Below are 12,910 nucleotides of genomic sequence, written 5' to 3'. Positions count from 1 at the left end.
TCAAGTAAAAAATTGGCGTAAGGAAGCTGATTCTATTCATGCGTTGGCTATTCAGTGATCGCATGCACGATGCACTCGCGCGTTTAACGTTGGGCTTACCGAAGAGGATGAAATGAATATATTGATATTCGGTGCGACCGGTATGGTCGGCCAGGGCGTATTGCGAGAATGCCTGCTCGATCCCGATGTCACGCTGATAAAAACCATAGGCCGCAGCAGCACTGGGCAACAACATCCAAAATTGCGGGACATCGTTCATTCCGACTTGTTTGATTACACGGCCATCGAAGATGAATTGAGAGATATCGATGCATGTTTCTTCTGTCTTGGCATTTCATCCGTTGGAATGACCGAAGCCGACTACACCCGTATCAGCTATGACATGACGCTGGCGGCAGCCACAACATTGGCCAGACTCAATCCGAATATGACCTTCATCTATGTATCTGGTGCCAGTACCGACAGCTCGGAACAGGGACGCGTGATGTGGGCGCGCGTAAAGGGAAAAACAGAGAATGCCTTGCTGCGCCTGCCCTTCAACGCTTATATGTTCCGTCCGGGCGTGATACAGCCATTACACGGAATAAAATCAAAAACCAGGTCTTACCGTCTGCTTTACGCATTATCCGCACCACTTTTCCCGATTCTGCGCGCCATATTCCCCGAGCAGATCACCACCACCGAAGCATTGGGCAAGGCGATGCTGACTGTTGCCAGGCATGGCGCAGATAAACACGTACTGGAAAGCAAGGATATCGCTACGCTGCGATAATGCGTATCTGCAGCATTTCTGCATTCTAAAAAACTGACAGTCACTCGCAACATACGCGAGTTGGCATCATCCATCTATTACGGAGGCAGTTTGCAATCGATTATTTCCGTCAAGGGTCTGACCAAGCAGTATGCGTCAGGCTTTCAGGCGCTCAAAGGCATCGATCTCGATATCCGTCGCGGCGAAATCTTCGCCCTGCTCGGACCGAACGGTGCCGGCAAAACCACATTGATCAGCATCATCTGCGGCATCGTCAATCCGAGTGAAGGTACCGTACTGGCCGATGGTCACAATATCGTGACCGACTATCGCGCTGCCCGCACCAAGATCGGACTGGTACCGCAAGAGCTATCGACCGACGCATTTGAAACGGTATGGGCCACAGTCAATTTCAGTCGCGGCATATTCGGCAAGCCGAAAGATCATGCGTACGTCGAGAAAGTCTTGCGCTCTCTTTCGCTGTGGGACAAAAAAGATTCGAAAATCTTTGCCTTGTCCGGCGGCATGAAACGACGCGTGATGATCGCCAAGGCACTCTCGCACGAACCGCAGATACTCTTCCTCGATGAACCGACGGCTGGCGTCGACGTTGAGCTGCGCCGCGATATGTGGGAAATGGTGCGCGGCCTGCGTGAGAGCGGCGTGACTATCATCTTGACTACGCACTATATTGAAGAAGCCGAAGAGATGGCCGACCGTATCGGCGTCATCCGCAAAGGCGAACTGATCCTGGTCGAAGACAAGGCAGCTTTGATGGCCAAGCTGGGCAAGAAGCAATTACGCCTGCAATTGCAGCATCCCTTGCAAATCATTCCTGCCGAGCTTTCTCATTTGCAACTGGAGCTTTCGACAGACGGTAACGAACTGACATACACCTTCGATGCGCAGAGTGAACAAACCGGCATCGCCGAACTGTTGAAGAAATTGAGTGAGCACAACATCGACTTCAAGGATCTGCAATCCAGCCAAAGCTCGCTGGAAGAGATTTTTGTCAGCCTAGTGCACAGCAAGGATTGAGAAGGAAACCATGAACATTTACGCAATCCAAGCTATTTATAAATTCGAACTGGCGCGTACCTGGCGCACGCTGATGCAAAGTATTGCATCGCCGGTTATTTCTACCTCGCTCTACTTCGTCGTGTTTGGCGCGGCCATCGGTTCGCGCATGGTCGAAGTCAACGGCGTCAGCTATGGCGCCTTCATCGTGCCGGGCTTGATCATGATGGCATTGATGACAGAGAGTATTTCGAACGCGTCCTTCGGTATCTTCATGCCGAAATACGCTGGCACGATCTACGAGATACTCTCCGCGCCAGTGTCTTATGTGGAAATTGTCATCGGCTATGTAGGTGCAGCCGCAACCAAATCCATCATACTCGGCATCTTGATACTGGCAACGGCACGATTGTTTGTCACTTTTGAAATTGCACATCCACTGTGGATGCTGACTTTTCTGATTCTGACCGCCGTTACCTTCAGCCTGTTTGGCTTCATCATCGGTATCTGGGCGACTGGTTTTGAGAAGCTGCAAATCATTCCTATGCTGATCGTGACGCCATTAGCTTTCCTTGGCGGCAGCTTCTATTCAATCAATATGTTGCCTGCAGTATGGCAAAAGATCGCGCTCGTGAACCCGGTGGTTTATCTGATTAGTGGCTTCCGCTGGAGCTTTTATGGCGTTTCGGATGTCAGCGTCGCCGTCAGCATAGTCATGACCTTGGTCTTCCTGAGCGCATGTCTGGTCGCCGTCTGGTACATCTTCAAGACTGGCTATCGACTGAAAACCTAGATTGACATCTACCAGACAGTTTATTGACGTCAATCAAAATATGAAGCAAGCTGCTGCCGTATGCTGCTAGTCTTGCTGAAGACGCATGTGCTTATTAATTTTTTCGACAGGGATATGATGAATAAAATCACACTGGCTTTTTTGACCTTGCTTCCGATCAGCGCTTTTGCACAACAGGTTGATCCCTGTCTGTCCAAAGGGTCGCCGCAGGAAATGAATAGCTGCGCAAAAGAAGAATACAAAAAAGCGCATGACAAGCTGGACGTCACCTACAAAGCCTTGCTGAAACAAATCCCTAATCAGGATCAGGAAGGCATTCCTTACGTAGCGACTAAAAAGCAATTACGTGTGGCGCAAAAGGAATGGGCTGGATTTGTCGAGCAGGATTGCAAGACCATCAGCGTCTATAACAAAGGCAGCATCATGAAGGACATCGAGTTCTTCAGCTGCATGCGTTTGCATACGGAACAGCGCATTTCCGATCTGGAACGCTTCCTCAGCCGTAGAAGCAAAGCCAAATCATAAACACCGCCTAAGTACGAATTTGAACGAATTAACGTTCGTTCAAATTCGCACGCATGCTGCCATACGGATCGTCGATGATGTAACGCCACGATCCATCTTCTTGCTTCCGCAATACCTCTAGTGTGTCCACGCTGGCTTGTACCAACTTCCCTTCCGCATCTTTCCACGACAAATTCGCCTTCATTCTATTGGTCGCGAGTGTACCGTCGCCACTGATCGTGGACTTGATGAAGTCGATGGCGAATGTGGGCTTCAAAGCTATCAGTGATGCATTGTTTTGACGGATAGCCTCCAGCCCTGTCATCGTTCTGCCTGATTTCGAGAACAACACTGCTGTCGGTTCATAAAGTGCGACCGATGTCTCTATATCGCCGGATTCCAGTGCTGTAACCAGAATACGACTGCAATCGTCCGGCTGACGTGCACGCTCGCTCAGTTGGATCTCGATGTCTTTACTTGGCATGATCGCTCTCGGAATAATTATCTAAAGCAAGACTGAATGTCTATACGAGACGATTTTGCCACGAATGATGGCGATAGACGTTATTTGGATGAAGTGACGCGCACCAGCGGCAGACTCGCAAGCACATAAGCGGTCAGTTTTTCCACGCTTGTAGTCAAAGACTCATTGGCACTATCAACGATGTATTCCGCCTGTTCCGGTGCTTCATACGGTGCACTAATGCCAGTAAATTCTCGTACCTTCCCTGCTCGAGCTTCCTTGTAGAGACCTTTCGGATCACGCGCTTCACAAGTAGCAAGATCGGCGGCAACATGAATTTCATGGAAAGTCTGACGGCAACACTCACGGGCACGCGCACGATCAGCGCGATATGGTGAGATGAAAGCGGCGATGCAAATCAGACCTGCATCGGCGAACAAGGATGCAACTTCGCCCACGCGACGGATGTTTTCCGTTCTGCCTTCGTGACTGAACCCCAGATTGGCATTCAAACCTCGACGTACATTGTCACCATCAAGCACATAGCAGGAATAACCCAGCTTGGTCAGCGCGTGTTCAAGATGCATAGCCAGACTGGACTTGCCTGCGCCGGACAAACCTGTCAGCCACAACACCGCGCCAGCATGACCGTAATGTGTCTGACGGTCTGTCGCAGTAAGTGTATGTGCGACGGCAGTGAGCTTATTCACGACTCATTGATTTTCAGTGCTGTCAGCAATGGGCCTAGGTGAGCCACATGTCTTTCCCAACGACCTTTGGATGTTTTATAAATAGGTCGGCGCACCTGATTAACACTGGCAGTACGAACGACGCGACGCGTTTTATGAAAACTCAGGCAAGCATCGTCCCACGGCATGCCGACAAAATCGATCAAGCGCTTGGCCTCACCTTCGAGGTCTTCCACCACCGCTTCGTAATCCACTTCTATGAATCTGTCGGCTGGCAGCACCTTGCGCCAATGATCCATTAGCGCCTGATAAGCAAGATGGAATTGCCCCAACTCCGTCAGGTCGTAACTGAACAATTGCTCACCAGCGAAGTGTTTGCTGTAGCACGACAGACAAGTATCAACCGGATCGCGCCGACAATGAATGATGCGCGCACCCGGCAGAATCAATGGAATCAAACCGGCATAAAAGAAATTGGATGGCATCTTGTCGACCAGACGACTCTTGCCGTTTGCCAGCGGCGCTATGCGCGCCAAGTAATCGTGGCCGATCTGTGCCAACTCATCCGATGACAGATGGGCGGTCCTTTCCGGAAAAGCACCTGTTCTATCGACCGCAAGACGCAATGCACTCAACTCACCTGCACCATGTATTTGCGGATGAGAAGCCAGGATTTGTTCGACCAAGGTCGTGCCTGAGCGTGGCATGCCAATAATAAAAACCGGCAATTCCGACGACGACGCTGCTTCAGTGTGTTGCGCCATAACATCTGTATCAAATGTGGCAACAATGCCTTTCATCCACCGTTGCGTAACAGCCGCGTCATAGCTAAATGTGGATCGTTTCAAACGATTGCCCGCATCCAGATGATAAAACGCTCGTGCCGAATTACGCGTGTCCAGATATGCCTTGCCGAGAGCAAAATGCACCGCCATACGATCCATCAAAGACAGACTGTCGGCTTGTATCAACGCAGCTTCCATCGCCGCAATGTCCGGGTCGTCGGATTGATATGTTTTGGCATCGTTGCGACTGGTCATGACGCGTATCGATCTGGGAAACGCGAGCAAGGTTTGATCGAAAGCAGCGATCGCATCTTCCACACGACCGCTTTCCATGAAGAGTGAAGCACGACTAACCAATGCCTCTTCCTTAACCGAACCCGGTAGCATCGCCGCCTGATCGAAAGCTGCCAGTGCTTCGTCATGTAGCCCCAATGCCTGCAATACCAGTCCCAATGTGTTGTGCGCATTGGCGTTATCGGGAGCGACCGCCAATGCCTGCCGCGCACAGATCAGCGCTTCTTCATTGCGTTCCATTTTTTTCAAGAGCAGTGCGCGTGCCGTTAATGCTGCGACGTGCTGCGGTGCGAATGCAATCAAGGCATTCAGCCAGCGAAATGCCTCGGCGTGACGCAAGCGTGTGGTTTCTATATCGGCCAGATTCAGATAGGCATCAATCAGTTGCGGGTTAATCTCTATCGCTTGGCGTGCAGCTGCTGCAGCTTGATCGAACTGTCCCTGACTATTCAATAAAAAAGCCATATTGCTATGCGCTTCAGCATAGTTGGGCTTGAGTTCCAATGCCTTTTTATAGTGATCTTCGGCACGTTCCAGACGATTCAACCGTCGATAGGTATTCGCCAGATTGTTATGCGCGCTGGCTTCGTCCGGTTTTAGATTGACCACGCGCTGCAAGCATTCGAGGCTGGCATCAAGCTTGCCGCTTTCTTGCAGGATGATGCCCAGATTGTTCCATGCATCGACCAGATCGGGATTGAGTTTGATCGCCTGCTGTCCAGCCTGTTCTGCTTCTGCCAGCAGACCTTTTTGACGGCATATTTCTGCAAAGTTACTTAGATAAACTGCCGGCACCTGCGGTGCCGTACACGCCTGACGCAGATGGATAACGGCCATATCCAGATGACCGTAGGCATGTGCTATCAGGCCCAGCAAGTGCATGGCATCGGTCTGATACGGCCACGCCAACAACACGTATTGGCATAATTTTTCTGCATCAGCAGCTTGACCGGCATTCCAATATGCATAGGCACGATTCAAGGCTTCCGGGATACTCAGCTGTGAAGTATGAGGAAAATTGCTTTCAGTGCCAGTCAGGGTAGGCATTAAAATCTCCAGCGCGCCGTCAAACCACCCGTCTGAGAGGTATAGCCGCCACCCGATTCCAGCGTGTAGTTAGTCGATAGCGTCAGGTTTTCATTGCGCAGCAATGTCAGGCCCAGGGACAGCACACCAGTATCAGCGACTGGTTTGGGTCCTGTGGTCACGAAGGTCGTCGCACCTGAAGTATCGACCGCGAAGTTCGCAACTGATTGCAGACGCGTGTCGCTATATTCATGGCGCCAGCCTAGTTGTACCGTCGGCTTCAGCAAGCCGTATGAAGTTTTGTATGTGCGCTCCAGCTTGACACCCAGATCACTCTTCAACGAATGAGTATCGGTGCCATCGACACGCAAAGCCGCGCCGTTGCCACCAGTCTCCGTGTAGCTATCCATGCGCAAGCTACTGTATGTGAGACCAGCAAGCGGCGTAACAATCGTATCGTTCACATTGAGCGGATAACCGGCCTGTACCGCAGCGATGTACTGCATGCCGTTATAGCTGCTGTTGGCAATTCCATTGAAACCAGCAAAGTTGATAACACGATGTGCATTTACATCGCTGCGCATCGCACCGACAGACATGTTCACATACCACGGCTGGCCGGTGTAACCAGCATAAGCGGTCAAACCATAGGAATCGACCTTTGCATAACTGCCAGTGTTATTGCCATCGTTGGATACCGATGTGGTGGCATAACTAAGCAGGCCACCAAGGCGCCACTGATCGTTTAGTGCTGTATCCGCACCGAGCAGCAAGACGTTGTAGCTGGCGTGATAACCCGATACACCGTCGCGACCTTTGTCCGATGCGCGACCACCAAAAGCTTGCCCCCAAGCCGCGCTATCGCTCATGCCATCACCGCTGGATAAGCCACTCGTACCTTGTGTCGGCGCAGTGTTGTTCAGATGATCGAATGCGATAGCGCTGACTTGGCGAGAGACAGTTGCAGATGAACCTGCGATGCCGGAAGCCATCGCCGACGGATCCAATTGCGAACCTGCACGATTTGCCTCTTCTGGTGTACCAAGCGCCGCACCAGCATTAAACAAATTCATCAAGGCTGCATCAGTTCCTGTGTACTTGAACAAACCTTCTAGTGATGATCGTGCGTTTGCATTGTTTGCCGGATTGATGATTTCGCCATCCAGCGTCAGCAATAAGCCAAGATTACTGCCATCAATGATAGTGCTGCCGGTGATGCCACCTCTGTAACCATCGGCTTGATATTGCAATGTACTTTCGTTGTAATTGCTACCGGCAGTTGCAGCCTGTATGACCAGGTAACGCTGACCGTTGGCGAAGCGGTAACTGCCGTTCTTTTTCAAATCTACGCTTGAGCCGGCATCGATGACGGCAGAACCGGAAACAATCAACCGACCGTAACCGCTGTCGCTGATGTCACCGTTGGCAATCGCATTGCTGCCCACGCCGATATTCAATGTTGCTGCCGCGCTTTGCTGGTAGTTGCCGCTAATGTTGATCTGATTATTGAGTTGCAACACACCAGCCGAATTGATGACCTTATTGGTACCGACATTGATGTTGTCATTCAATAGCAGATTACCGCCGCCAAATATCCAGTTGGAACTGGCATTGGTAATCAAGCCGATGCTGCCATTGAGGCCAGTCAATGTGCCGAAAACCGAACCAGTTCCGCCGGAGATGGTTTGCGCTCGCGTTGAATTGTTGATGATGTTGCCGGCTATCGTTCCAGAATTGATGAGCGTCGTGATGGTTGCATTGCTGTCGATAACAATGGCATTGATCGCACTGATCATGCCACTGTTATTCAAGGTCCCTATCGTTCCCTTTTCATTATGGATGGCAGTAATGCCGTCCGTATAGGAGCCACCATTCACACTGGTGACAGCAGTGCTTAGATCCGTGATGGTGCCGGCATTGTTCAGTGTGGTGATGATGTTCCGGTTGATCAAGCCACCGTTGATCGTGCCATCGACACGATTATTCAGCGTCGTGATCTGCCCCCTATCATCGTTATACACACCGGCAACACCACCATCGATCAAACCGCTATTGTTCAATTCTGTGATGACGGCAGTGCCCGATCCACGATAGTTGTAAACGCCGCTGAATTGGCCATAAATGGTGCCGCCGCTATTGTTATTGAGAACATTAATTGTTCTGCGATTATCGACACCATTGCTGTAGTAACTGGTCGCACCTAGACTACTCGTCCCGCCATTGATAAGACCGCTATTGCTTATCGTTCCTATAGTCCGTGAGTTATAGATGGCTGCATTCATGCTCCCGCCTGAAATGGCTGCGCCGCTGTTGTTAATCAGGGTGTTGATGGTTCCTTCGTTGTAGATGCCATTGAAGCCATTCACGATGGTGCCTATCGTTCCACTGTTCGTCAGCGTTTTGACCAAGCTGGAACTGGAATAAATGCCGATACCATGCGTGCTCCCGTTAATGGAACCACTGCTGGTATTGTTTATTCCTTCTATCGTATTTCCATCGACATAGATACCGAACCAGCTTCCGCTGAGCTGCCCGCTATTGCTCAAGGTTCCCAACGATGAACCTCCAGCAATCACACCTGTGCTTCCTCCACTGATGGCAACGCCGGGATTGATGGCCAGATCACCGCCAGACCATGTGTAGGCTCCCGGAATCGACCCCGTAATCGGTGCATCCGCTTGCGCTGGCTGCGTTGCCATCATGGACAAGGCGGCCGTGACGGCAAGACTTAATGGCTTCAGTTTCCATACACCTGCAAACGTACGATGTCTTGCACGTTTCTTCTCTGGCAAAAATTGACTGGTGCAATCGCGGCGAACAATCTGGCTCATATATAACCTCGTTGAACTCGCGTCTTAGAAGCGCCAACGCGCCATCAAACTACCGGTCTGAGAGGTATAGCCACCACCAGATTCCAGCGTGTAGTTAGTCGACAGCGTCAGGTTTTCATTACGCAGCAATGTCAGGCCCAGAGACAGCACGCCGGTATTGGCGACCGGCTTGGCTCCTGCAGTCACGAAGGTCGTCGCACCGGATGTGTCTGCGGCGAAGTTGGCAACTGATTGCATGCGCGTGTCGCTGTATTCATGACGCCACAACACTTGCGCTGTCGGCTTCAACAAGCCATACGAGGTTTTGTAATTACGTTCCAGCTTGACGCCCAGATCGCTTTTCACTGAATGCGTATCGGAGCTGCCAACCTGCAAAGCGGCACCGTTGCCACCGGTTTCGGTATAGCCGTTTTGCTTCAGTGTGCTATAGGTCAAGCCAGCCAATGGTGTCAGCACCAGGCCAGGCAATACATGATCAAAGTTGAGCGGATAACCGGCTTGTGCTGCGGCGATATATTGCATGCCGTTATAGCTGCCGTTGGCAATACCATTGAAACCGCCAAAGTTCACTACACGGTGTGAATTGACATCGCTACGCATCGCGCCGACCGACATATTGACGTACCACGGCTCACCCGTGTAACCGGCATACGCGGTCACGCCATACGAATTGACGCGCGCGTAACTACCCGCGTTATCACCATCGCTGGATACTGATGTGCTGGCATAGTTGAACAAACCACCGGCGCGCCATTGATTATTCAGCTCCGTATCTGCACCCAGCAGCAAACCGCTGTAACTGGCGTGGTAGCCGGAAACGCCATCACGCGCATCCGCTGATGCACGACCACCGAAGGCTTGCCCCCAGAAAGCGTTATTGCTCATGCCATCGCCACCGGATAAACCGCTACCACCTTGTTGCGGTGCGGACGAGCCACTGTCCAAACGATTGAATGCGATGCTGTTGACTTGTTGCGAGACTGCCGTAGATGCACCAGCGACGCCAGATTTTCCGGAAGTTGGACTCAGTTGCGAACCAGCACGATTGCCTTCATCACTTGAGCCGACAGCAGCAACGGCATTGAACAGATTCATCAAACCGGCATCAGTGCCGGTGTAGTTAAAGAGACCATTGAGCGTCGATTGCGCATTGCTGTTAGTCGCTTGATTGACAGTCCCGCCATCCAGTGTCAACACCAGATCCAGATTGCTGCCGTCCACTACGCTGCTGCCGCTCACTGTGCCATTGAAGCCGGTCGCGCCATAGCGCAAGGTGCTTTCGTTGTAGTTGGTACCAGCGCTATCTGCCTGCACGACTAAATAACGTTGACCGTTGGCGAAGCCATAGCTGGCAACTTTTTTCAGCATGACGCTGGAGCCGGCATCGATGATGGCATTGCCGGAGACAATCAGACGGCCATAACCAAGGTCACTGCTATTGCCGTTAGTCACGGCTCCACTTGCCACACCTATGTTCAGTGTTGCAGCAGCATCCTGACGATAATCGCCGGTGATGTGAATTTGATTATTGACCTGCAGCACACCGCCTATATTGGCGACGACATTGCCGCCCGCATCGATGTTGTCGTTGAGCAGTTGATTGCCGGATCCGAATACGACATTCCCATTCTGATTGTTAATCAGACCGATATCTGCCACACCTTTCCCACCGCTGGAGCCGGTCAGCAAGCCGAAGACAGCACCACTGCCACCATTGATATAAAGGTCTTGCGCAGAGAAGTTACTGATGGTGCCGGCAATGGTGCCGCTATTGGTGATGATGCCCAGTGTGCTGGTGGTATCGAGATAAATTGCATCGACCGGCGATGTAATCAAGCCACTGTTGTTCAGCGTCCCTATGCTTCCTTCGTTATATAAAGCATAGGCAGTTGTACTGGTGCTGGAGCCGGCGATCGTACCTTTGTTGTCCAGGCTGGTGATGGAACCGCTAGAATTATTGGAGATGCCATTTTGTATGACGCCGCCGGTTTTATTATTCAGTGCAGAGATCAAACTACTATTGCTGATACCAGCTTGATTGTCGCCGATGATGGTACCGCTATTGTTCAATACGTCTATCGTCCCGTCGGACGTATTCAAGATGCCGTTTGCAACGCCGTGAATCAGGCCATTGTTATTGAGTGTGTGGATGGCTTGAGTGCCCATATTGAAAACACCAGCCATTCCTCCTTCTATCGTGCCATTGTTGGTCAAGGTCTCGATATCGGCATCAAGATTGTAAATGCCGATATCGCTGCCTCGGACAATGCCTTTATTGATCAAGGTGGTAATGGCTCCACCCATCAAATTGGCAATGCCGACTTGCCCATCTGCAATGACGCCGCTTTGATTATTGGTCAGGGTGGTGATCAAGCCACCATTGAAGATACCCGCACTGAACATCACAGGCGGCGTACCTGATGCAGAAATTCTGCCGTCGTTTGTCAGTGTCGTGATCGTGCCTATATTCGCTATCCCTACCGCACCTTCCAAGGTGCCACTGCTGCTGTTGTTGAGTGTAGTGATGGTGCCGGTATTGACAATGGCAGCGATATCACTGCTGATCGTGCCGCTGTTGTTGAGCGTGCCGATACTGCTGTTGATGGCGTTATTGATCCCTGCCACGTTACCAGTACTACTCGTACCTCTGATCGTGCCGCTATTAGTTAAGGTCCCTATCGTTCCTGTGTATGTGGTCGCCGTGGTACCGGTTCCTACCGTGCCGCCATTGCTGATGCCTGTAGCGCCGTGGATATCACCACCATTGCTCACGACTCCAATCAGACCAGCATTAAAGATGCCATCCGACCATGTACTACCAATGACGCCGCCTGTCGTATTGTTCAGCGTTGTGATTTCGGCACCAGTATTGTTGTAGATGGCAGCACTGAACTGACTGCTGATGGTGCCGCTGTTGGTCAGAGTACTGATGGTGCCGTCATAGTTGCCAATACCAGTACCACCGTCGCCGGCAATCGTGCCGCTGTTGATCAAAGTGCCAATGTGCCCGCTGCCACTGACCATGCTTGTACCGGAACCAAATGAACCTCCATTCATCATGCCTATCAAGCCGCTGATAGTGCCTTGATTGTTCAAGGTATTGATCGTGCCGCCATTAAAGACACTATCTATCGTGCCGCTGGCTTTGTTATCCAGTACGGTAATCGTGCCGCCATTAATCAGTGCAAGTCCATAAGGTGCGGAACTATGGATCGCACCGCTGTTCTCCAGCTTGCTGATCGTGCCGTCGTTGATGAAATCCGTGATCGTGCCATTGCTTGCGTTTTCCAACACGCTGATCGTGCCCCCCACTTCATTGTGGAAGCTCCCGATAGCACCACCGTTAAATATGCCACCCGCAGTGCCACTGATAGCGCCGCTATTGCTGAATACATTGATCGTGGCACTACCAAGATTGGCAACACCATAATAAGTACCGCCTAGAATATTGCCGTTGTTATGCAATTGGTCTATGTCAGCGCCATTCACAATACCGCCATCAGCACCATTGATCGTCCCGTTATTGGTCAGTATTCCCAGTACGCCGCCACCATCGCCATATACAGCACCATCACCTGCATCGGAAAAAAGTGAAATGCCGCTATTGACCGTAAAGTCGCCATCATTCCAGCGCTGCGTTTCCGTTGTATTGGTCGAAATAACAGTCTGTCCCAGCGTCACAGTCGGCGCCATTGCCGTCAGTGCTGTAGCAATTGCCAGGCTGATTACTGTCCGTTGCGGTTGATTCATTTTCATT

9 protein-coding genes are annotated in these 12,910 nt (G+C 51.3%); 4 read left to right on the top strand and 5 right to left on the bottom strand.

What is annotated here, in order from left to right; genetic code table 11:
• The first annotated feature begins 112 nt into the window (after window positions 1-112).
• The 4 genes from AC07N2_RS13705 (at window position 113) to AC07N2_RS13690 (ending at window position 3,086) form a co-directional block, all read left to right on the top strand.
• Window positions 113-772 carry an NAD-dependent epimerase/dehydratase family protein gene (locus tag AC07N2_RS13705; protein ID WP_494778736.1) on the top strand — a complete coding sequence of 220 codons (660 nt, stop codon included), beginning with the start codon at window positions 113-115 and terminating at the stop codon, window positions 770-772.
• A 90-nt stretch (window positions 773-862) separates the two neighbouring features.
• Window positions 863-1,789 carry an ABC transporter ATP-binding protein gene (locus tag AC07N2_RS13700; protein ID WP_494778735.1) on the top strand — a complete coding sequence of 309 codons (927 nt, stop codon included), beginning with the start codon at window positions 863-865 and terminating at the stop codon, window positions 1,787-1,789.
• Between the two features lie 10 nt (window positions 1,790-1,799).
• Entirely contained in the window at window positions 1,800-2,561 is a 762-nt protein-coding gene (locus tag AC07N2_RS13695; protein ID WP_494778734.1) for an ABC transporter permease, read from the top strand.
• Window positions 2,562-2,675: 114 nt separating this feature from the next.
• Window positions 2,676-3,086, top strand: coding sequence for a lysozyme inhibitor LprI family protein (locus AC07N2_RS13690; protein ID WP_494778733.1), 411 nt, complete (start codon window positions 2,676-2,678; stop codon window positions 3,084-3,086).
• A gap of 28 nt (window positions 3,087-3,114) precedes the next feature.
• On the opposite strand, the gene AC07N2_RS13685 is transcribed toward AC07N2_RS13690, so the two are convergent.
• The 5 genes from AC07N2_RS13685 to AC07N2_RS13665 all read right to left on the bottom strand — a co-directional run bounded on the left by AC07N2_RS13685 (window position 3,115) and on the right by AC07N2_RS13665 (window position 12,909).
• On the bottom strand, window positions 3,115-3,549 hold the full coding sequence (locus AC07N2_RS13685) for a YybH family protein (RefSeq protein WP_494778732.1): 435 nt from the start codon (window positions 3,547-3,549) through the stop codon (window positions 3,115-3,117).
• An 80-nt stretch (window positions 3,550-3,629) separates the two neighbouring features.
• A complete protein-coding gene (gene cysC, locus AC07N2_RS13680) occupies window positions 3,630-4,238 on the bottom strand; it encodes an adenylyl-sulfate kinase (protein ID WP_494778731.1) in 609 nt (202 codons plus the stop codon).
• On the bottom strand, window positions 4,235-6,343 hold the full coding sequence (locus AC07N2_RS13675) for a tetratricopeptide repeat-containing sulfotransferase family protein (RefSeq protein ID WP_494778730.1): 2,109 nt from the start codon (window positions 6,341-6,343) through the stop codon (window positions 4,235-4,237). The genes cysC and AC07N2_RS13675 overlap by 4 nt, the downstream gene beginning before the upstream one ends.
• Complete coding sequence (locus AC07N2_RS13670; RefSeq protein ID WP_494778729.1) at window positions 6,343-9,153, bottom strand: autotransporter family protein; 2,811 nt, start codon at window positions 9,151-9,153, stop codon at window positions 6,343-6,345. Before AC07N2_RS13670 ends, AC07N2_RS13675 begins: the two co-directional genes overlap by 1 nt.
• A 24-nt stretch (window positions 9,154-9,177) precedes the next feature.
• Entirely contained in the window at window positions 9,178-12,909 is a 3,732-nt protein-coding gene (locus AC07N2_RS13665; protein WP_494778728.1) for an autotransporter domain-containing protein, read from the bottom strand.
• Window position 12,910: the final 1 nt, after the last annotated feature.

The organism is Herminiimonas sp. GW821-FHT09C12 (assembly GCF_059416385.1).
The sequence above is the reverse complement of the archived record's forward strand: the minus strand, read 5'-3'. Positions and strand labels throughout refer to the sequence as shown.